Raw genomic sequence first — 20,153 nt, 5'->3', positions numbered from 1 at the left:
GCTGATAGATTCACAGGAGTGGTCCCCGGATGACTGACAACGATGCTGGACGCCAGAGCATCCTGTTGTTCGGGATCCAGTTCACAGCACGGATTGTCGGATTTCTTGGACTTGTCTACTTCACGAAGGTAATTCCCCAGTCAAGGCTCGACATCTACTTCCTATTTTTCCTCGTTATCCAGGTGTCCTCGCTGGTGGGGAATCTGGGAATGGGACAAGCGCTCGTCCAGCGTATTGGCGAGGGGGAGCGCCGTTCTGAGTTGTTTACAGTTGGACTCGTCGTCATCACTGTTGTCAGTCTTTTTGCTACAGCTATCTTTCATTTCTTCGAGAACCCGATCACGAATTACGTTGGGGCATCGGTCCCTGGGCTCCTCGCTCTGGCAACGGGAACGTGGCTAGTCGCAGATCTGTTCATCAAAACACTGCAGGCCGAAGACCGCGTACTGACGAGCGGGTTTCTCCAGTTGCTTCAGGACATCGTGAGGGTGGGAGTCGGGGCCGCCCTCATCACGGTCGGATACGGTCCCAAAGGACTGATGTACGGTGTCATCGCTGGTTTCGTGGCGACGATCATCATCGCGTTCCCGCTCTCGAATTTGTCCGTAGCCATCCCCGCACGATCGGACTTTCGGCGGGTGTTCAGCATATCGAGGTATACAATGTTCTTCGGCCCGACGAACTTCATCTACTTCTGGCTGGATACGTTCCTCATCGGCGTCTTTCTCGCGGACGGTGCAGTGAGTTCCTACGAAGTCGCCTGGCAAACGACCAGAGTACTCATCATCGCGACGACTGCGATAAATATGACGATATTCCCGAAAGTGTCCCGATGGGCAAACGACGACGAGTTTGACGAAATCGAGCGTATCGTTCCGGGAGCAATCATATTCGGCCTCATCTTTCCGATTCCAGGTCTGGTTGGACTGACTGTCCTCGGTGAAGACATCCTTCGTGTCGTGTACCAGCCGGAATACGTCGAAGCGGCGATTCCACTGGTCATACTAGCGGGGTACATGGCAGTAGAGTCGGTCCAACGTGTCGGCAATTCGCTTTTGACAGGAATGGACCGGGCTGACATCCCGTTTCGCTCCCGGCTTGTCGGCGTGACATTAGCCATCGTGTTGAATCTAGTATTAATCCCCCGGTACGGCCTTATCGGGGCCGCGGTGGCGACGCTCACCTCGAAATTCGTCGATACAGTATACCAGTGGATCGCGATCAGATCGCTGCTCGACTTACGGATTCCACTCAAAAGTCTCTCCTGGCAACTCGGAAGCGCAGTGGCAATGGGACTGACAATCGCCGGATTCGCCACCGTCTTTCAGCCGACATCGATGGTTCGCATAGCGGTTGTGGTGCTTCTCGGTGTCGTCGTCTACAGTGGGCTCGTTCTCGTTGACCCGGATATCCGGGAGGTGGTGGTCCAATATATTCCGGTCCCCGTGAAAGGGTGAGTGACCATCTATGGCGTAGTGAATCAGCAAGTATTTACACGAATTCCATCGACAATCCCGTATGACTAATATCGTTCTGGTGACGATCGATTCGCTCCGGGCAGATCACCTGGGGTACTATGGATACGACCGGGAAACGTCACCGGTTATCGATTCGCTCGCTGCCGATGGGCTCTCCTTTGATGCATACGCAAATTCTAGCTGGACACGCGCATCGTTCCCTTCAATAATCACTTCGACGTATCCGCTGGAATTTGGCGGGTTTGAATATCTCTCGGACCAGCGGACAACCGTCGGATCAGTAGTGAGTGAGGGTGACTACGAGACTGCGGCGTTCCACTCGAACCTCTGGCTTTCGCGGGACTACAACTATGGGCGCGGGTTCGACCAGTTTTATGATTCGAAAACGGATCCCTCACTGTTGGCGAAGCTCCGGGCGTTCGTGAAGCTCAACCTCGACGACGACGGTATCGTCTACCGCACACTCCAGCGCCTGTACGATGTCACCGAAGAAAAGGCGGGCGTCGACGTCGGCCAGACCTACAAAGACGCCGAAACGATCACCGACGAAGCCATCGAGTGGATCGAATCGACGACTGGTGATTTTTTCGTATGGGTCCATTATATGGACGTTCATCACCCGTATGTCCCACACAGTAAGATCAGTGCGGATCTAGGCATTGATCCCGGCGTCTCCGAACGCGAGGCCATCCAACTTCGCCGGAAGATGCTCGAAGAACCGGAGGAGATCTCGGACGACGAGTATCAGACCCTCGTTGACCTCTACGACACCGAGATCCGGTACACAGACACACATATTGGCCGGTTGATCGATGTAGCGAATCAACACGGTGGGGACGAAGACACAGCCGTCGTTCTCACGTCAGATCACGGCGATGAGTTCCGTGAACATGGCCAGTTCAGTCATACGCCGACGATGTACGACGAGGTGCTTCACGTTCCGATCATTGTATCTGGTGCCGATGTCAAGGAAACAGGCCACCAGGACGAACAGGTCGAACTGCTCGATATCGCCCCGACCGTCGCCGACTTAGCCGACGTACCGACCCCTGACTCATATCGTGGACGCTCGTTGCTGGCTGCAGCCGGATCGGGAGAAGATGTCGACGTTATCAGCGAGACGTGGCAAAACGACGAGTACAAGCTATCAGTCCGCACTCCCGAGTGGAAATACATATGGGATCGAGATGCAGGGGTGCGTGAGCTGTATCATCTAGCATCAGATCCTGATGAGACACAGAATGTAATCAACGACCAGCCGGACATCGCGGACAACCTTCAGGAACGACTCCGCGAACATTTAGAGGAGCTCCGAGAAACCAACGAGACACTTCCGAACGTTTCGATGGACAACGAAACGGAAGCTCGGCTCAAAGATCTTGGATATTTAGAGTGAAATTTCGGCGTGCTGAGATAAGGTGAAAAAAAAATGATCCGCAAAAACGGTTGCAGTCACGATCACACCAGATTGAATACTACCAAATACACGGACGCTTGGGTTATCGGTCGGATCCATCCATGAATAGGCGACTGTATTTGATCCCTCCATAGAGATATCCCACACCGACCACCCCTGTAAACACAAGTAGCATCATACATTTCAGGAGTCGTTCGCGATTTGGCCCAGACACGAGTTTCCGGAGACGCATCGGTAGAAACCGGCCGGCGAGGAGACTCAGAAATCCACGCTCCTCACTGCCGGATTCGGGAACTAGCACTTCCATCGCTCGCTTGGAGTACCCCTGCCAGAACGCTCGATCGAGCAACCAGCTTATCTCAGTCCGGTACTCGAACACCTTGTGGGCGACCTCGGCTTCAGGGACGTACCAGACGCCCTCGGTGTACTCCTCGCGGAGTCGGGCACACAGTTCCGTCTCGCCGCCCTGGAGGTTCGCGTCGCCCTGCCGCCCTCCGATATTCGTGTCGAACCCGCCAAGTTCCAGAAACACGTCCCGTCGAAACGAAATATTCGACCCGAAGGTGTTCCGAACTTCCCCGGCAGCGTCCATATCTCCGTCGGGCCCGAACCCACGATGGGTTACGCCGACGAGCCAGTAGAACTCCGCCGGCAGAAAGTCAGGCTTGCCCGCCACCCACTCCGGCGTCATCTTCCCGCCGACCGCAATCGCGTCCCGCTTCTCGTAGCCCGCAACCAGACGTTCGATCCAGTCGGGCGCGGCGATCGCGTCGTCGTCGAGGAACGCAACCACATCGCCCGAGGCCGCCTCGGCACCCGCGTTTCGAGCCTCGAGCAACCCCCGATTTTCCGCAAGCTTGACGAGCGTCGCGTCGTCGTCCTCGCCGAAGTCGGTCCGGAACTGCTCGAAGACCGCGTCGCTGCCGTCGCTGACGAGGACGAGTTCGACGTCGTCGTACGTCTGGGCGCGGACGCTCTCGACCGCCTCGGTGAAATCGTCATAGCGGTCGAGGGTGTGTATACAGAGGACGACGGAGACGCGCATGTCGAGACGTGCGGGAGCGGTCAGGAAAACGGTTTCCGTTCAGCAGGGCGGCAAGAACGAAACGTGGGGCTCATTTCAGTCGTCAGCACGCGCGGGATTGACGTCGATGGCGTCGACCGGACAGACGTCGACACAGAGCATACAGTCGATACATTGGGACTCGTTCGCCGGATCAGCCTTGCGTTCGCTTTCGGGGTGGCCGGGCGTCTCGACCCACTCGAAGACGTCGACCGGGCAGTCCTCCAGACACGCGCCGTCCGCCAGGCAGATGTCGAAGTCGACGGCGACGTGCGTGCCGTGAATACCGAGCGTCTCTGGTTCCTCGACGGGGCCCCAGACATCGTGGTCTTCGTGTTCGTCGACGACGTCGCGGTTCTGGGCGAACTCCGGATCGATTGGCATACAATGAGGTTCGGCAAGGGGGTGGATAAATCCACGTCAGCGGGCAGGCTGGGCCGGGTTTTTGGGGAATCTGAACAGCCAAGAGCGGCGTGGCCGCCTGTCTGTCCCGATAGAGGCTTAAGGCCGGTCACCGAACGGAGGGCCATGGCAGCCGAAGATCTGGAGACGACGACAGTAACGCTCGAAACTGACGACGCGACCGACGAGATGGAGCTTCCGGTCGAACTCATCGACTTGCTGACCGAGGGCGACGAGTCGACGCCCACCGTCGTCGCCGACATCGCGATGTTCGGGTTCGCCCAGCGCATGCACTCCGCCGTCCATCACAGCCAGGGCGAACCGGACGAGCAACTCGAAGCAGTCGAAGCCGCGACGATGGATCGCTTCGAGGAACGCTTCGACACGCGATACGAGGATCTGATCGAACACAGCCACTGAGCGACTGAGTTACCCGAAGACACAATACAGCTTCTCAGGCGACGTCCCACCGCAACAGGACGCCGCCGTCCATTTGCTCGACATCCCGTAGATCGAGGGCCGGAAACTCCTCGATGAACCCGTCGCCATCGGCGAGCGTCGGTGCATCGCGCCCGCCGATGAGCATCGGGCCGACGAACACCGAGAGTTCGTCGACGAGGTCGTCCGCGAACAACGAGAAGATGAGTTCGCCGCCGCCCTCGACCATGAGTCGGTCGATCCCATGGGATTCGAGCGCGCCGAGTCCCACCGAGAGATCGGCGCGGTCGTGACCGGCATGGATAACTGTCGCACCCGTGGACTCGAGCCGCTCGACCTTCTCCGTCGCCGCGCGTTCGCCAACGACCAGGTACGTCTCGGCCTCGTCGTCGAGAATCTGAGCGTCGGGTGGTGTCCGGGCACGTGAATCGGCGACGACGCGAGCGGGCTGGGATGGATCGCCACGGTCACGCCGTTGAGCGATTCGATCGGGGTCGTCGACCGTGAGCGAGGGATCATCAGCGAGGACGGTCCCGACGCCGACCATGACCGCGTCGCTGTCGGCCCGGAGTCCGTCGACGCGGTCGAAGTCCGTCTCGCCGCTGATCGCGACCTGCTCGCGGTCGTGCGTCGAGAGTTTGCCGTCCGCGCTCATGGCGGCGTTGACGACGACGTGCATCGTGGGGGCTTCTCGCGGGAGCAAAAAGCCACTTTCGCCGGGCTAGGCTGAACGTGGTGACGGCAACCGACGGGTGTCTTTTTACCCGCTGCGATCGAACGGACGACCATGTCCGTCGAAGACAAAGCCGAGGAGCTTGCCTCCGACCTCGGTGTTGACAAAGCGGAGGTCAAAGAAGACCTACAGAACCTCGTCTCCTACAGCGTCCCGCTGGAGGAAGCAGTACAGAGCCTCCGTCGGAAGTACGGCGACAGCGACGACAGTGGCGGGTCAATCCCCGAAGCCGACGTCGCCGAGGTCTCGACTGGCGACGACGCCGTCTCCGTGACCGGCGTCTTCCTGACCGTCGGCACACGCTCGATCCGGTACCAGGGCTCGGATCACGTCATCCACGAGGGCGAGTTCGCCGACGAAACGGGCAAGATCTCCTACACGGCCTGGGAGGACTTCGGCGTCGAACCCGGCGATGTCGTCCGGATCGAGAACGCGGGCGTCCGTGAGTGGGACGGCGAACCCGAGTTGAACCTCGGCGAGCGCACCACGGTCCGTCTCAGCGACGACGCGATCGACGTCCCCTACGAGATCGGCGGGGATCGCACGCTCGCGGCACTCGCACCGGGAGACCGCGGCGTCAACGCCGAGGTGCAGGTCCTCGAACGCGAGCAGAAGATCATCGACGGCCGCGACGGCGAGACCGAGATCTTGAGTGGCGTCCTCGCCGATGAGACTGCTCGGCTCCCCTTCACCGACTGGGATCCACACGCCGAGATCGAGGAAGGCGCGTCGATCCGGATCGAGGACGCCTTCGTCAGGGAGTTCCGCGGCGCGCCGGCGATCAACGTCTCGGAGTTCTCGACCGTCACCGCACTCGATCGGACGGTCGAGGCGACCGACGACGCCCCCCGAATGGCCATCCGCGAGGCTGTCGAGGGCGGCGGGCTGTTCGACGTGGAAGTGACCGGGACCGCAATCGCAGTCCGGGACGGCTCGGGACTCATCGAGCGCTGCCCCGAGTGCGGTCGGGTCGTCCAGAACGGCCAGTGTCGGAGCCACGGCGCGGTCGAGGGTGAGGACGACCTCCGGACGAAGGCGATCCTCGACGACGGGACGGGAACCGTCACCGCCGTCCTCGACGAGGAACTGACCGCCGAGGTCTACGGCGGCGGGCTCGAGGACGCTCGGGACCACGCCCGCGACGCGATGGATCGGGACGTGGTGACCGACGCGATCCGCGAGGCCATCGTGGGGCGAGCGTTCCGCGTCCGCGGATCGCTGAGCGTCGATGACTTCGGCGCGACGCTCAACGCCACCGAATTCGCTGCCCGCGGTGACGATCCCGCTGACCGTGCCCGCGAGGTCCTCGCGGAGGTGGACGCATGAGCGCCGAGAACGGAAACGGCGATGCTGACGACGGCGGGGACGACAGTCCAGGCCGTCGCGAGGTCGCCTATCGGGTGTTCGCTGCCGAGTTCGACGACAGCGACTTCGATTACTCCGAGAGCGACGCCGACCGTGCGCCCAACTACGTCGTGACGCCGACCGGCGCGCGCGTCAATCGCCTGTTCGCCGTGGGCGTCCTGACGGAGGTCAGCCCGGCCGGCGAGGATGTCCTCCGGGCGCGGATCGCAGACCCAACCGGAACATTCGTCGTCTACGCCGGCCAGTACCAGCCCGACGCCCAGACGTTCCTCGAACGCGCCGAACCGCCGGCCTACGTCGCCGTGACGGGCAAGGCCCGGACCTTCCAGCCCGACGATAGCGACGTCGTCTACACTTCGATCCGTCCGGAGAGTCTCAACGAGGTCGACGAGGTGACCCGGGATCGCTGGACGGTCGGGGCCGCCGAGGCGACGCTCGAACGCGTCGGGACGATGGCGACGGCGATGGAACTCGACGTCCGCGGCGACGAACTCCGGGCGGCACTCGACGAACGAGGTGTCGAACCAGGGCTGGCGGCCGGAATCCCGCTCGCCGTAGAGCACTACGGGACGACATCGGGGTACCTGGCGGCGATGCGAACGCTGGCCACGTCGGCACTGGAAGTCGTCGCGGGCGAGCGCGACGAGGTCGAATCCCTGTCGCTGTCCCCAGATCAGGGCGGCGACGCTGATCTGGACGCGCTTGCTGAGACCGCGTCGATCGGCGAACCGACGGGGGTGACTGCCGGGACGGCCGAACAGGGAGAGAGTCCGGCGACGGAGAACGAGGAGACGCCATCAACCGGGGCGACGACATCTACATTCGATACATCGGCGTCGACAGCTGACGCGTCGCCATCGGCCGATGACACCGCTTCGACGACCGCGGACAGTGACGCAGGGGCGGCGTCTGAAGAGAGCGCGTCTGCGTCCACGGCTGACGTGTCCGGGGAGAGCGACGCGGCCGAAGGCGATGGATTCGACAGCGACGAAACCCCTGAAGCCGAATCTGCGACCGAGACGAGTGAGGAAGGGGGCGAAACGGATACGGACACCCCAGCGGCAGAGACGGATACCCCGACCGACGAGCCGAGTGAGGACACGGCCGACCTCGAAGACTTCGATGGCGAATTCGAACTCGACGAGGACGAGCGTGAGCAGATCAAAGACGAGTTCGGGACCGAGTTCACGTCCGGCGCGGAGGTCGACGAGCCGGGCGAAGCCGGTATCGAGACGCCCGACGAACCGATCGAACCGGAGACGGCTGGAGACGACGGGGGGACTCCTGCAACCGAAGAGACGGCCGACGAAGCGGCTCCTGCAGCCGAGAAAACGGATACGGCGACCGAAGGCGAGCCGGAACCGGCTGCCGAGGAACCGGGATCCGAAGAGCTGGCGAGTGGAGCAGACGAATCCGCGGCCGAGCCGGAGGACATCGATCTCGAAGACGCGGCGATGGACGCGATGGCGACGCTCGACGACGGTGACGGGGCCGACCGTGAGGCGGTCATCGAGCGCGTCCAGGACGCCCACGGCGTCGATGCGGCCGATGTCGTGGACGCGATCCAGGATGCGCTGATGAACGGCCGGTGTTACGAACCCAGCGACGGCCGGCTCAAGTCGATCTGATGGCGGTCGAACCGGTCCCCGGCGCACCTGCAGCGATCGTCGAGGTTCCGGATGGACGCGCCCTTGTTGTGGCGGACGTCCACGCCGGCATCGAAGCCGGATTGCGTCGAGAAGGGGTCGAACTCGCGTCCGGGGCCGACCAGCGGCGCGAGAACGTGCTCTCGCTGGTAGCCGAGACGGATCCGGACCGGTTGGTTGTCCTGGGCGACCTGGGTCATGCCATCGGGACGCCACAGCGAGACGAGCGCGAGGAGATTGACCGTCTCGTCTCGGCGGTCACCGATCGGATTCCGCTCACGCTCGTGAAGGGCAACCACGACGGCGAGATCGAGTCGCTGCTTGCCGACCGCGAGGGCGTGGCGATCACTGACGGATCGGGCGTGCGGCTGGGATCGATCGGGTTCGCTCACGGTCACACCTGGCCCGCACCGGACGTCCTCGCCGCCGAAACGGTCTGCATCGGCCACGAACACCCTGTCGTCCGGCTGGAAGACGAGGTCGGCGGCCGACGGAAGGAACGCGTCTGGCTCCGCGGAGCGATCGATCCCGTCCCTTTTCGGGAGCACGACGACGATACGCGTCTGCAAGTCGACGGCGAACTCGTCGTGTTCCCGGCGTTCAACGACCTCTCGGGCGGCACCTGGATCAACGTCGCGGGGCAGTCGTTCCTCTCCCCCTTTTTACCCGAGGGGCTCGCTGACGGGACGGCCTATTTACTGGACGGGACGCGACTCGGACCGTACGATCAGATCTAGACGTACCTGTCGTCGCTGTCGAGGAGACGAACCCGACGACGATCGCGACGGTCGCACTTCGATCGGAGTGCATCGTCATCGCGCCGAGGATGGCGACCAGCAGCGCCGCCACGAGCCTACCGTGGAGCGCGATCAGCGGGAACGTTCGACTGCCGGCGAAGGTCTCTCCGGACTCGCTTTGCCCCGCTCTAAGCCGACGAGTGCGCCGACCTCGAACGCCAGCGCGAGGTGACCGATCAGCTCGACGAGCGGCGCGGTTGACGGATCGACCATCGTCTGAACGTTTCGCGTGTATTGGTAGCAAACCACTATGCACGGAAGTCGATAAAGAAATCAATATTCCCGAAATCGATATTTCAGAAATACAGATTTCCGAAAGACGAGTTTCTGCAGTCGATACTGGTATCTGGGGTAGCATGTCGTATCAGATGGCAGCATACCTCGATCGAGATGACCGCCGCCTACGATCTGGTCGATACGTGCTCGCGCGGCATGAGGTCCTCGAAGGGCTGTTCGTCCAGCCACTCGGCGAGTGCGACGAGTTCGTCGCTGGCTGCCTCGAACAGCTCCGCACCGATCTCGGCGGTCGCCTCAGTTTGGTCCCCGAAAACCCCGTTCTCGCTGTTCTCGATCGAGTCGTAGAACGTGCGAGCACCGTGGACGCGACCGACGTCCTCGCTCACTTCGACCAGGCCGGTGTCACGCGCCTCCTCGAGTCGATCCTCGTGGACGAGATCCGGATGGAGGTGCTGGATGAGTGCGGTCTCCTTGGGGCCGCCGTGTGGCCCGTTGTGTTCGAACGCATCGGTGACCTGCTCGGGAATGCTCTCGTCCCACATCCACTCGACAGCGAAGGCGGTCCCGTCCTCGCGGAGTCGCCGACCGACCTCTCTGAGATGGGTTATGTTGCCGCCGTGGGCGTTGACGTAGATCACCCGGTCGATGCCGTGCGTGGTGAGACTCCGGGTGAAGCTCTCGACGTAGTCTCGGAACGCGGGCGGATCGACGGACATCGTCCCCGGGAACTGCTGATGATGGGGACTCACGCCGATCCGGACTGGCGGCGTTCGCAGGAATCCAGTCCGGTCGGCGACCTCCGTGGCGAACGCCTCGGCGATGAGGTGGTCAGTCCCCTCCGGCAGATGTGGGCCGTGTTGCTCGGTCGAACCCAGCGGGACGAGTGCGATCGACTCCGACTCGAAGTACGACTCCAGATCCGGCCACGCGGCGTCGGCGAGGTACATACACCTCCAACGGGTTTCGAGGGCAAGAACGTGTCCCCATGTGCGATTGCACGTGAACGATCAAGGAGTACCAAAGTGGCATCTGTGGACACACCTTCCAACGCGTTTAATCGGCTCAGCACCCAATACTGCTGTAATGAGCGAGGCGACGCGCGAGGGTGACGCCGTCTTCGCGCACCTCGGTGAGGCCGTCCGATCGGCGCTGTCCGATCGCGGGTTCACGACGCCGACCGAGCCACAGCGTCGCGCGATCCCCCCGATCGCCGACGGTGAGGACGCGCTGGTGATCGCCCCGACCGGCAGCGGCAAGACCGAGACCGCGATGCTCCCGGTCTTCGACGCCATCGAAGGGGATCCGCCCGAGGGGATCGCCGCGCTGTACGTCACGCCGCTGCGGGCACTCAATCGCGACATGCGGGATCGCCTGGAATGGTGGGGTGAGACACTTGACCTCGAGATCGACGTCCGCCACGGCGACACCACCCAATACCGCCGCCAGCAACAGGCCGAGGATCCGCCGGACGTCCTCGTCACCACCCCAGAAACGCTCCAGGCGATCCTGACCGGCGAGAAACTCCGGGAGGGGCTCGCAGACGTCGCCCACGTCGTCGTCGACGAGGTCCACGAACTCGCGGCCGCAAAACGCGGCGCACAGTTGACCGTCGGCCTCGAACGACTCCGGGAACTCGCCGGCCCGTTCCAGCGGATCGGGCTCTCGGCGACCGTCGGCGATCCCGCGGAAGTCGGGCGGTTTCTGACTGGCGATCGCGGGTGTTCGATCGTCGAGATCGACGCCGGCAGCGACATCGAGATCGACGTCGTCCGCCCTTCGATCGAGGAGCGCGACGAGAACGTCGCCGGCGAAATCGTCACCGATGCCGAGGTCGCCAGTCACGTCAGGCAGATCGACGAACTGATCGAAACCCACGAGTCGACGCTGGTGTTTGTCAACACCCGCCAGACGGCCGAAGCGTTGGGCTCGCGACTCAAGGAGTACGGCACGGACGTTGGCATCCACCACGGGTCGCTGGCCTCGGACACTCGCGTCGAGGTCGAGGACGCGTTCAAGGCGGGCGACCTGGACGCGTTGCTGTGTACCTCCTCGATGGAGCTCGGGATCGACGTCGGGCGCGTGGATCACGTCGTCCAGTACAATAGCCCCCGGCAAGTCTCCCGGTTGCTCCAGCGCATCGGGCGGGCGGGCCACCGCCGGGATCGAACGTCCGCAGGGACGATCGTCACGACGAGCCCCGACGAGACCTTCGAGGCGCTCGCCATTGCGCGAATGGCCCGGGCCGGCGAGGTCGAACCGGCAGCGATCCACCACGGGAGTCGGGACACCGTCGCCAACCAGATCGCGGGCGTCGTCATGGACCTGGGAGAGGTCGACGCCCGCCGCACCTACGAGATCGTCACGCGGGCCTACCCCTTTGGCGATATTTCCGAAGCTGTCTTCCGGGAGATCGTGCGTGAGCTCGCCGACAATCGAGTTGTCTGGCTCGAGGAGGACGACGACGAGCTCAGCAAACGCCGGGGGACCTGGCAGTACTTCTATCACAACCTCTCGATGATCCCCGACGAGGCGACCTACGACGTCGCCGACGGCACGAGCGGCCGGCAGGTCGGGACGCTCGATGAACGCTTCGTCGTCAACTTCGCCGCGCCGGGGGAGGTGTTCATCCAGGGCGGCGAGATGTGGCGGATCACCGAGATCGACGAGGACGAGGAGACGGTCCACGTCACGCCGGTCGGCGATCCAGCGGGTGAAGTCCCCTCCTGGACCGGCCAGGAGATCCCGGTGCCCTACGACGTGGCGCAGGAAGTCGCCGAGATCCGGGGGGTCGCCGCCGAGCAACTCCGGGCCGGGGGCGAGCCCGAAAGCGTCGCCCGGCACCTCGCTGGAAGATACGATGCCGCCGAGGCGACGATCCGGTCCGCGCTCGAACAGATCGAATATCACGAGGGACCGGTTCCCGGCCCCGACCGGATCGTCGTGGAGTTCGAGGGGCGGGACATCGTGCTCAATGCCGCCTTCGGCCACAAGGTCAACGAGACACTCGGTCGACTCCTCTCGGCGCTGCTCGGCCAGCGGACGGGCTCGTCGGTCGGCCTCGACGTCGATCCCTATCGGATCTCTCTGGAGGTGCCCCGAAACGTCACCGCCGGCGACGTCGTCGACGTACTCGAATCGACCGATCCCGCTCACGTCGAGGGGTTGATCGAGCTCAGTCTGAAGAACGCCGACGCGCTGAAGTTCCGACTCGCGCAGGTCGCCACCAAGTTCGGCGCGCTCAAGAACTGGCGTGGACGGGGGAGCAGCCGCTTCGGCCGGGATCGCCTGCTTGAGGCCCTGGAGGACACTCCGATCTACGACGAGGCCCTGCGGGAGTTGATCCACGAGAAACTCGCCATCGGCCGGACGAGCGAGTTACTTCGGGAGATCCAGTCGGGCGACATCGCTGTCGAGACCGTCGGCGGCCGGACGGCGATCGGTCGCGGCGGTCGCTCGGGCAGCAAGGAACTCCTCGCCCCCGAGAACGCCGACGCGAGCGTGATCCAGACGCTGAAAGACCGGATCCAGGAGGACCGCGTCATCCTGTTCTGCGTTCACTGTGAGTCCTATACGACCACCAAGCCGGTCAAGCGAGTGCGCGACCGGCCGAAGTGCCCGGAGTGTGGGTCGACCCGGATCGCGGCGCTGAACCCGTGGGACGAGGAGACCGTCACCGCAGTCAAGGCCGACGAGAAGGACGACGAGCAGGAGCGCCGGACGAAACGCGCCCACCAGGCCGCCGACCTCGTCCAGAGCCACGGCAAGCAGGCGATCATCGCGCTGGCGGGTCGCGGCGTCGGCCCGACGAACGCGGCCCGCATCATCAACAAACTCCGGGAGAACGAGGACGATTTCTACCGGGACATCCTCGCCCGGGAACGCGAGTACGCCCGGACGCGGTCGTTCTGGGAGTGACAGCTGGCGGTTCCCGGCTGAAATCACTCTCGATGGCGGGGGCTGGCGTCCTGCCAGGCGTCACGTTTCCGGCCGGCGACCCGTGAGACGGCCATTCCGGCAGCTATAATCACCAGGCCAAAGAGTAGAAACGACCCGTAAATGGTCTGGGTCCCGTCGATCGGGGGGTTCGTGGTCGCGGCAGTGCCGACGAGCGCCCGGCCGCCGGCGACGACCAGCGGCGTCACGGCGACGACCGCCCCCATCACGGTCAGCCCCCGGCCGACGATCAGCGAGGGAACGGGCGTCCGGGCAAGTACGGCAGCGGGTGCCATCCAGGAGAGCATCCCCACAAGAATGACGATGATCGGATGGGCGGGAACGAGACTCGTCAGGGCAAACGCCGACAGCGGGGCAAACGGGATACTGATCGCGAGGGCCGACGCCAGCCTGAGTGGATATGGAAGCGTCTGGCTGGACGGCTGTCGCCGTGCCGACGCGTTCGACAAGGTCCGCTCGACGATCGCGTCGGCTGCTTCCGATGTGAGGCCGTCCTCGCCCGTCCGGATCGTGAGCCCACACTCTGGACATTCATCCGCACCCGCGAGCGGCGTTTCGCATCGTGGACACGCTCCATCGTCGGGCGCACTCATCAACCGAAATTGTCGAGCGAGGTATTTCATACTGCCGGCCGGAGGCTCAGCGTGCCTGTCAGGTACTCCGAGAACGCTCTCAAAGCCATCTCGTGAGCAACTTTTTATGCGAGAGCGGTCCTATCTATAGGTACGATGGCTAGTTCGACGGTTGATAACGATCCCCACGACGACGAAATCCACCTATGGCGGGAGGACGACTGGTGGATCGCGAAGGACATCGAGACCGATGTCACGACGCAAGGTCGAAGTAGGGAGGCTGCGCTCTCCAATCTCGACGAAGCGGTCGCACTGCAGGCCGACGAGGTCGGACACGAACCAACCAATGAAGAGTTACGCGAACTGGGAATCGATCCGGGCAAAAACAGGACCGGAGGCGAGACCCCGCCAGACGTGCTCGAATAGATGGGTCGACAGACCTTTTCCGGAATGGAAGTCATCAAAGTGCTAGTCAATACTGGCGGATTCGAATGGCGTCGGACGGCCGGTGACCACGCACAGCTGTATTACGAACATCCGACGAACGAGAACGATCGTCGACGCGTCACCGTCCCATTGCATGACGAGCTCCGGACGGGGACGCTTCGGGAGATCGCTCAGAGCGCGGGCGCGAACGATTTTGACGCGTTCTGCAACTGGATCGACGCCAACGGATAGTCCGTGGTCTGTGCCGCCGAATCGGATTGTGTTCGACCGGAGGGGTAACACCTTAAGGACACCCGGGAGAGCATGCAACCATGGACGTAGCGGACTACTGGGGCGTCGGGCCGAAGACCCGTGAGCTCCTCGCCGAGTCGCTGGGGCTGGAAACCGCGATCGAAGCCATCGAATCGGGCGATCTCCGGACGTTGACCGAGGCCGGGTTGAGCCGCGGGCGGGCGACGCGGATTCTCCGCCGGGCCCAGGGCGGGGCGATGGACGTGCTTTCGACCCGCGACGCCCGATCAGTTTATAAGTCTGTGCTCGATCTGGCGAGTGAGTACGCGGTAACTCGTCACGCCACAAACAGCATCCGGCTGCTCACGCCCCTCGATTCGCAGGCAGCCATGGAGTCGCGCCTCGAAACTGTCATGGACGCCGCGGCTGTCTGGGACGACCTCGACGAAGCGACCCGGGAGCGCATCATCGAGGCCTTCGAGGCTTACGACAGCGTCGAAGGCGGCGATCTCGCCGGCGTCCGGACCGCACTGGCATTGCGGGAGACCGGTGTCACCGACGGTGTGTTCGCGCCGCTCGCAGACCTCGACGTCGAACAGCTCGAGGCCGCGGCCGACGCGCTCGCCGCGCTCGAGGCGGACGGCGTCGCGGCCGGTGCTGACGACCGTCTCGACGATCTCAAAATGCAGCTTGGAGCGATCGAGGACATGGCCGCCGACGCCGAGTCGGTGATCGCCACGATCCGCGATGCTGGCGTCCGGGGCGGCGACGAGTTCCGCGAGCGATTCGTCGACCACGTCGTCAGCGAAACCGGCGTCGACGTGGGAGCCGTCAGGGAGGCGATGGTCGCCGATGCCCCGGACGTGACTGATTTCGTCTCGGAAACGCTTCGAGACCTTGCCGCGGATCGTCGGGAAGCCGTCGACGAACGCGAGGCCGAGGTCCGCGAGCGACTGCAGGCCAGCCTGGAACTGGCCCGCGCGGATGTCGACGCCGCCGTCGACGTCGTCGACGAGATCGCACGCGACGTCTCGCTGGCCCGGTTCGCTCACGAGTTCGATCTCACCGCGCCGACGTACCGCGAAGGGCGCGTGCTGGCGGTCGAGAACGCGCGTAACCTGGAACTGATCGGTGCAGACCAGTCCGTCCAGGCCGTCACCTACGGGATCGGGGACCATTCATTGTCCGTCGCCGGCGCGAACGAACCGCCACGGGGCGATCGGGTTGCGGTCCTGACAGGAGCCAACAGCGGCGGGAAGACGACGCTGCTGGAGACGCTCGCGCAGGTCCAGTTGCTCGCACAGATGGGGCTGCCCGTGCCAGCGGATGCCGCCGAAGTCGGGATCGTCGACGCCGTCGTTTTCCACCGCCGACACGCGAGCTTCAACGCGGGCGTCCTCGAATCGACCCTGCGGACAGTCGTCCCGCCGCTGACCGACGAGGGCCGAACGTTAATGTTGGTCGACGAGTTCGAGGCGATCACCGAACCCGGCAGCGCCGCCGATCTCCTTCACGGCCTGGTAACGCTGACCGTCGACCAGCCGGCGCTCGGCGTGTTCGTCACGCACCTGGCCGACGATCTGGAACCGTTACCGGCCGCAGCCCGAACTGACGGCATCTTCGCCGAGGGGTTGACGACGGATCTCGAACTCGAAGTCGACTACCAGCCACGCTTTGGGACCGTCGGCCGCTCGACGCCGGAATTCATTGTCTCGCGACTCGTCGCCGATGCCGACGATCGAAGCGAACGTGGCGGGTTTCGAACGTTGGCTGCCGCCGTCGGCGAGCAGGCGGTCCAGCGGACGCTTTCGGACGCCGAATGGTCCGGCTGAGGCCTTCGGCCGAACCGTTCCGCCGGACTGGCTCATCTAAAGGCCCTCAATGGTGGGGGTTCCAGCGTAGGGCGGTCGAGTCCCAAGGTCGTGTCGATGGCGACGGGCGAGAACACGCCACGTCTCGACACGGAAACGGGGAAACGGCTTCTCGAATACGCACGGAGGATCATCGAAGCCGCCGTTACCGACGAGCCGACACCCACGGCACCCGATTTGCCAGTCCTTTCGGAGCAGCGGGGAACGTTCGTCACGCTGAAGACGGATGGCGATTTGCGGGGTTGCATCGGTCGGCCCCGCCCCGAACAAGCGCTCGGGCAAGCCCTGCAAGCGGCAGCGGTCGAGGCGGCGACAGCGGACCCACGGTTCCCACGGGTTTCGCCGGACGAACTCGATTCGATCACCGTCTCGGTGAGTATCTTGACGCCGCCGGAGTCCCTGCCGGACGTCGAGTCGGAGGACATCGTCGTCGGTCGGGACGGCTTGATCGTCACCCAGGGGCGACAGAGCGGGTTGTTGCTGCCCCAGGTCGCTGCCGAGCGGGACTGGACCGCCACGCAGTTTCTCCGTGAGACGGCCCGGAAGGCCGGATTACCGCCAGATGCCTGGGAACGTGAGAAAGCGATCGTCAAACGCTTTTCCGCGCAGGTTTTTGCAGAGACGTCGCCTGACGGGACCGTAACCGTCGAGGATTACACCCAGGTCCAGGCGGCCGAGTAACCGCCGGATGTAGCCGGCGACCAATAGCCGACAGACTCAGGAGGCAACCGCGTGAACGTCAGCCTATGCCAGCCGATCTCGTCGAGAAGACCGATCGCTACGAGCGATTGCTTTCCGAAGCTCTCGATGCGGCCACCGTTCGGCCACCGGACGGGACGCCGCTCGGGGACGCGGCCGCGGAGTTCGAAGAGATGGCCCAGTCGTATCTCGAAGACGGCCGTCACTTTCGTGACGATGATGATCTGGTCAACGCCCTCGCAGCGTTTTCCTACGGCCACGCCTGGCTCGACGCCGGCGCGCGAATCGGCCTCTTTGACGTTCCCGAAGACGGACACCTCTTTACTGTCTGAAGCTTCGGTTTCCAGCCCGGACGGGGTGGTCTGCAGGGGGGTGATAGAGGACATACACCGCCGTCACCTACCGGGGTCTTGTGGGAAGTGAAACGTACTCTTTTGGTATGAACATCCCTGCCATGGAGACGCTACATACATAAGCCTTAGGCCAAGGTTTAAATACTTCCAACACTTACTTCATCTCACAAAGGGTAACTCAGCGCGTTAATATTTTGTCTCCCGCGGTTACCCGATATCCCCCATCATGAGCGAAACTTCAACCCGATCACGGCCCGTAGAAGAAACTAGCGAACGCACAGCGGACGAGCGGATCGACCACGACGAGACACAGGTCTGTCCGGAGTGTGGTGGCAACCTGGTAACGGATTCCGAGCGCGGCGAGACCGTCTGTGGCGAGTGTGGCCTCGTCGTCGAAGAGGACGAAATCGATCCCGGCCCGGAGTGGCGGGCCTTCGACGCTGCGGAAAAAGACGAAAAGTCCCGTGTCGGCGCACCGACGACGAACATGATGCACGACAAGGGGCTCTCGACCAACATCGGCTGGCAGGACAAAGACGCCTACGGGAATTCGCTGTCCAGCCGCCAGCGCGAGAAAATGCAGCGGTTGCGCACCTGGAACGAGCGCTTCCGGACGCGGGACTCCAAAGAGCGTAATCTCAAGCAGGCACTCGGCGAGATCGACCGCATGGCCTCGGCGCTCGGTCTGCCCGAAAACGTTCGGGAGACGGCAAGCGTCATCTATCGCCGCGCGCTGGACGAGAACCTCCTGCCCGGCCGCTCCATCGAGGGTGTCTCGACGGCGTCGTTGTACGCCGCCGCCCGACAGGCCGGCAACCCCCGCAGTCTCGACGAGATCGAACGCGTCTCCCGGATCGACCGGATGGAGCTCACACGGACGTATCGCTACGTCGTCCGGGAGTTGAATCTGGAGGTCAAGCCCGCCGACCCCGAAAGTTACATTCCGCGGTTCGTCTCCGATCTCAACCTGAGCGAGGAAGTTTCCCGGCAGGCTCGCGAACTCGTCGATTCCGCGCGTGAATCCGGTATTCTCAGCGGGAAGAGTCCAGTCGGAATCGCCGCGGCCGCGATCTATGCGGCCGCGCTGTTGAGCAACGAGCGAGTGACCCAGGGAGACATTTCCGAGGTCGCGGACATCTCCGAAGTGACGATCCGGAACCGCTACAAGGAGCTTCTCGAGGCTAAATCGGCCGGTAGCCAGCAGGTCGCGTAAGCTGGGCGGCCTCCCACAAGAGTCTTAACTGACGGCTGTGATCCATCGCGTATGGTAGACATAAATCCGCTCCAACTCGGGTTGGACAACCCACAGCAGCTCGGGCTCGAAGTTGGTGGTGGTGCAGTTATCGGCGGCGTCATCGGATTCGCGGCCAAGAAAGTCGCGAAACTCATCGCGATCATTATCGGCCTGGAACTCGCGCTGTTCAAATTCCTCGAAACCAGGGGTATCCTGGAGGTGAACTGGGATGCGATTTCGGGTGCCGCCGAAAACGCGACTGGCGTTGCGACCAACGCGACCGGAGCGGTCAACAACTCGACAGCCGGTGGTGCTGCAGCCGCTCAGCCCCCGTCGTGGGTGATGAGCGTCCTCTCGACGGTGCCGGTCGGTGCCGGCTTCACCGGTGGCTTTCTGGTCGGCTTCAAGAAAGGATAGTCGGACGCCTGAGGGCTGTTTTCCTGCTGGAATTACCCGTCGCCCTGTTCGTCGACGATGATGACTTCCATGTCCTCGACGTCGACGTTGATCAGTGTCTTGACGTCGAAATCGGAGTCATCGATCTTGTTCTCGCCGCCGACTTTCTTGATGACCGCGACGATGTCGACGATGTCCGCGCCGATCTCTTCGAGCGCCCCAGTGATGCCGGCGAGTGTCCCACCCGTCGAAAGAACGTCGTCCAGCACAAGCACCTTGTCGCCCTCGTAGACGTCGTTGACGTACATCTCGCTCTCGGAGTAACCGGTGACCTGCTGGAGGGACACCTCGCCTTCGAGCCCGTACTGACGCTTGCGGATGACCACCAGCGGGATATCAGTCATCAGCGAAACAGCCGTCGAGATGTGGATTCCCATCGCCGCGGGCGTGACAATTTTGTCGACATCTTCCAGCTCGGCCTTCCGGATGATCCGGATGACGATCTCACGCAGGAGCTCGGGACGGAGCATCGGGACGCCGTCGCTGATCGGATGGACGAAATACTGGTACTCCTCCTTTTCGATTACCGGGGCGTCGAGCAACGACTGTTTGAGCCGATCCATGGCGGCGGTACTGCCCCCGTAATTAAAAGCTGCACGTAATCGACCAGCCGATGGTCTCTCATCCGATTATTGAACGGTACTGACCGTCCGGATCGCATAGATCCAAACCGTGTTTCGGACGTGACCGCCACAGACACCCTTCGTGATGGCCCTCGTACCGAGTGACAGGATCGGGGTATTTGAGAAGGATTAAGTCG

General features: G+C 63.1%; 21 protein-coding genes. 14 read left to right on the top strand and 7 right to left on the bottom strand.

The genetic code is table 11. From position 1 onward, the window contains the following. The first annotated feature begins 29 nt into the window (after nucleotides 1-29). A complete protein-coding gene (locus HBNXHr_RS05265) occupies nucleotides 30-1,457 on the top strand; it encodes a flippase (protein WP_275883434.1) in 1,428 nt (475 codons plus the stop codon). A 61-nt stretch (nucleotides 1,458-1,518) separates the two neighbouring features. Next, nucleotides 1,519-2,874 (top strand): sulfatase, encoded by a 1,356-nt coding sequence (locus HBNXHr_RS05260; RefSeq protein ID WP_275883433.1) that lies wholly within the window; start codon nucleotides 1,519-1,521, stop codon nucleotides 2,872-2,874. Nucleotides 2,875-2,977: 103 nt separating this feature from the next. On the opposite strand, the gene aglG is transcribed toward HBNXHr_RS05260, so the two are convergent. Continuing rightward, entirely contained in the window at nucleotides 2,978-3,940 is a 963-nt protein-coding gene (gene aglG, locus HBNXHr_RS05255) for a glucosyl-dolichyl phosphate glucuronosyltransferase (protein ID WP_275883432.1), read from the bottom strand. Between the two features lie 75 nt (nucleotides 3,941-4,015). Continuing rightward, nucleotides 4,016-4,342 carry a ferredoxin family protein gene (locus HBNXHr_RS05250; RefSeq protein ID WP_275883431.1) on the bottom strand — a complete coding sequence of 109 codons (327 nt, stop codon included), beginning with the start codon at nucleotides 4,340-4,342 and terminating at the stop codon, nucleotides 4,016-4,018. A gap of 144 nt (nucleotides 4,343-4,486) precedes the next feature. On the opposite strand from HBNXHr_RS05250, the gene HBNXHr_RS05245 reads away from it, so the two are divergent. Beyond that, nucleotides 4,487-4,780, top strand: coding sequence for a hypothetical protein (locus HBNXHr_RS05245; protein WP_275883430.1), 294 nt, complete (start codon nucleotides 4,487-4,489; stop codon nucleotides 4,778-4,780). Between the two features lie 34 nt (nucleotides 4,781-4,814). Here HBNXHr_RS05245 and HBNXHr_RS05240 read toward each other — a convergent pair whose 3' ends face one another. Continuing rightward, complete coding sequence (locus tag HBNXHr_RS05240; RefSeq protein ID WP_275883429.1) at nucleotides 4,815-5,477, bottom strand: 2,5-diamino-6-(ribosylamino)-4(3H)-pyrimidinone 5'-phosphate reductase; 663 nt, start codon at nucleotides 5,475-5,477, stop codon at nucleotides 4,815-4,817. A 108-nt stretch (nucleotides 5,478-5,585) separates the two neighbouring features. On the opposite strand from HBNXHr_RS05240, the gene HBNXHr_RS05235 reads away from it, so the two are divergent. Genes HBNXHr_RS05235 through HBNXHr_RS05225 form a run of 3 tightly spaced genes read left to right on the top strand, consistent with a single transcriptional unit; the run spans nucleotide 5,586 to nucleotide 9,279 of the window. Beyond that, nucleotides 5,586-6,857 (top strand): Single-stranded DNA binding protein, encoded by a 1,272-nt coding sequence (locus tag HBNXHr_RS05235; protein ID WP_275883428.1) that lies wholly within the window; start codon nucleotides 5,586-5,588, stop codon nucleotides 6,855-6,857. Continuing rightward, nucleotides 6,854-8,524: a hypothetical protein gene (locus HBNXHr_RS05230; RefSeq protein WP_275883427.1), complete on the top strand. Its 1,671-nt coding sequence runs from the start codon at nucleotides 6,854-6,856 to the stop codon at nucleotides 8,522-8,524. The genes HBNXHr_RS05235 and HBNXHr_RS05230 overlap by 4 nt, the downstream gene beginning before the upstream one ends. Beyond that, a complete protein-coding gene (locus HBNXHr_RS05225; RefSeq protein WP_275883426.1) occupies nucleotides 8,524-9,279 on the top strand; it encodes a metallophosphoesterase in 756 nt (251 codons plus the stop codon). Before HBNXHr_RS05230 ends, HBNXHr_RS05225 begins: the two co-directional genes overlap by 1 nt. A 132-nt stretch (nucleotides 9,280-9,411) precedes the next feature. On the opposite strand, the gene HBNXHr_RS05220 is transcribed toward HBNXHr_RS05225, so the two are convergent. Further along, complete coding sequence (locus tag HBNXHr_RS05220) at nucleotides 9,412-9,552, bottom strand: hypothetical protein (protein WP_275883425.1); 141 nt, start codon at nucleotides 9,550-9,552, stop codon at nucleotides 9,412-9,414. A 188-nt stretch (nucleotides 9,553-9,740) separates the two neighbouring features. Beyond that, nucleotides 9,741-10,523 carry a creatininase family protein gene (locus HBNXHr_RS05215; protein WP_275883424.1) on the bottom strand — a complete coding sequence of 261 codons (783 nt, stop codon included), beginning with the start codon at nucleotides 10,521-10,523 and terminating at the stop codon, nucleotides 9,741-9,743. 136 nt (nucleotides 10,524-10,659) lie between these two features. Between HBNXHr_RS05215 and HBNXHr_RS05210 the strand changes: the two genes are divergently transcribed. Next, complete coding sequence (locus HBNXHr_RS05210) at nucleotides 10,660-13,491, top strand: DEAD/DEAH box helicase (RefSeq protein WP_275883423.1); 2,832 nt, start codon at nucleotides 10,660-10,662, stop codon at nucleotides 13,489-13,491. Nucleotides 13,492-13,514: 23 nt separating this feature from the next. On the opposite strand, the gene HBNXHr_RS05205 is transcribed toward HBNXHr_RS05210, so the two are convergent. Beyond that, nucleotides 13,515-14,123 (bottom strand): hypothetical protein, encoded by a 609-nt coding sequence (locus tag HBNXHr_RS05205; protein WP_275883422.1) that lies wholly within the window; start codon nucleotides 14,121-14,123, stop codon nucleotides 13,515-13,517. 135 nt (nucleotides 14,124-14,258) lie between these two features. Between HBNXHr_RS05205 and HBNXHr_RS05200 the strand changes: the two genes are divergently transcribed. From HBNXHr_RS05200 to HBNXHr_RS05170, 7 genes are all read left to right on the top strand, one after another. Continuing rightward, nucleotides 14,259-14,528, top strand: a complete 270-nt coding sequence (locus HBNXHr_RS05200; protein WP_275883421.1) for a type II toxin-antitoxin system HicB family antitoxin — start codon at nucleotides 14,259-14,261, stop codon at nucleotides 14,526-14,528. Then, the gene (locus HBNXHr_RS05195; protein WP_275883420.1) at nucleotides 14,529-14,780 is read left to right on the top strand and encodes a type II toxin-antitoxin system HicA family toxin; all 252 of its coding nucleotides are present in this window, start codon (nucleotides 14,529-14,531) and stop codon (nucleotides 14,778-14,780) included. 80 nt (nucleotides 14,781-14,860) lie between these two features. Beyond that, nucleotides 14,861-16,612 (top strand): DNA mismatch repair protein, encoded by a 1,752-nt coding sequence (locus HBNXHr_RS05190; protein WP_275883419.1) that lies wholly within the window; start codon nucleotides 14,861-14,863, stop codon nucleotides 16,610-16,612. 96 nt (nucleotides 16,613-16,708) lie between these two features. Then, nucleotides 16,709-17,332: an AmmeMemoRadiSam system protein A gene (gene amrA / locus HBNXHr_RS05185; RefSeq protein ID WP_275883418.1), complete on the top strand. Its 624-nt coding sequence runs from the start codon at nucleotides 16,709-16,711 to the stop codon at nucleotides 17,330-17,332. Between the two features lie 65 nt (nucleotides 17,333-17,397). Further along, entirely contained in the window at nucleotides 17,398-17,682 is a 285-nt protein-coding gene (locus HBNXHr_RS05180) for a DUF357 domain-containing protein (protein WP_275883417.1), read from the top strand. Nucleotides 17,683-17,929: 247 nt separating this feature from the next. Further along, complete coding sequence (locus HBNXHr_RS05175; protein ID WP_275883416.1) at nucleotides 17,930-18,916, top strand: transcription initiation factor IIB; 987 nt, start codon at nucleotides 17,930-17,932, stop codon at nucleotides 18,914-18,916. 51 nt (nucleotides 18,917-18,967) lie between these two features. Continuing rightward, nucleotides 18,968-19,354 (top strand): FUN14 domain-containing protein, encoded by a 387-nt coding sequence (locus HBNXHr_RS05170; protein WP_275740102.1) that lies wholly within the window; start codon nucleotides 18,968-18,970, stop codon nucleotides 19,352-19,354. Between the two features lie 32 nt (nucleotides 19,355-19,386). On the opposite strand, the gene hpt is transcribed toward HBNXHr_RS05170, so the two are convergent. Then, nucleotides 19,387-19,956, bottom strand: a complete 570-nt coding sequence (hpt, locus tag HBNXHr_RS05165) for a hypoxanthine/guanine phosphoribosyltransferase (RefSeq protein WP_275883415.1) — start codon at nucleotides 19,954-19,956, stop codon at nucleotides 19,387-19,389. Between the last annotated feature and the right edge of the window lie 197 nt (nucleotides 19,957-20,153).

This window comes from Halorhabdus sp. BNX81 (genome assembly GCF_029229925.1).
Lineage (GTDB): Archaea > Halobacteriota > Halobacteria > Halobacteriales > Haloarculaceae > Halorhabdus.
This window is presented reverse-complemented; position numbering and strand designations above follow the sequence as displayed.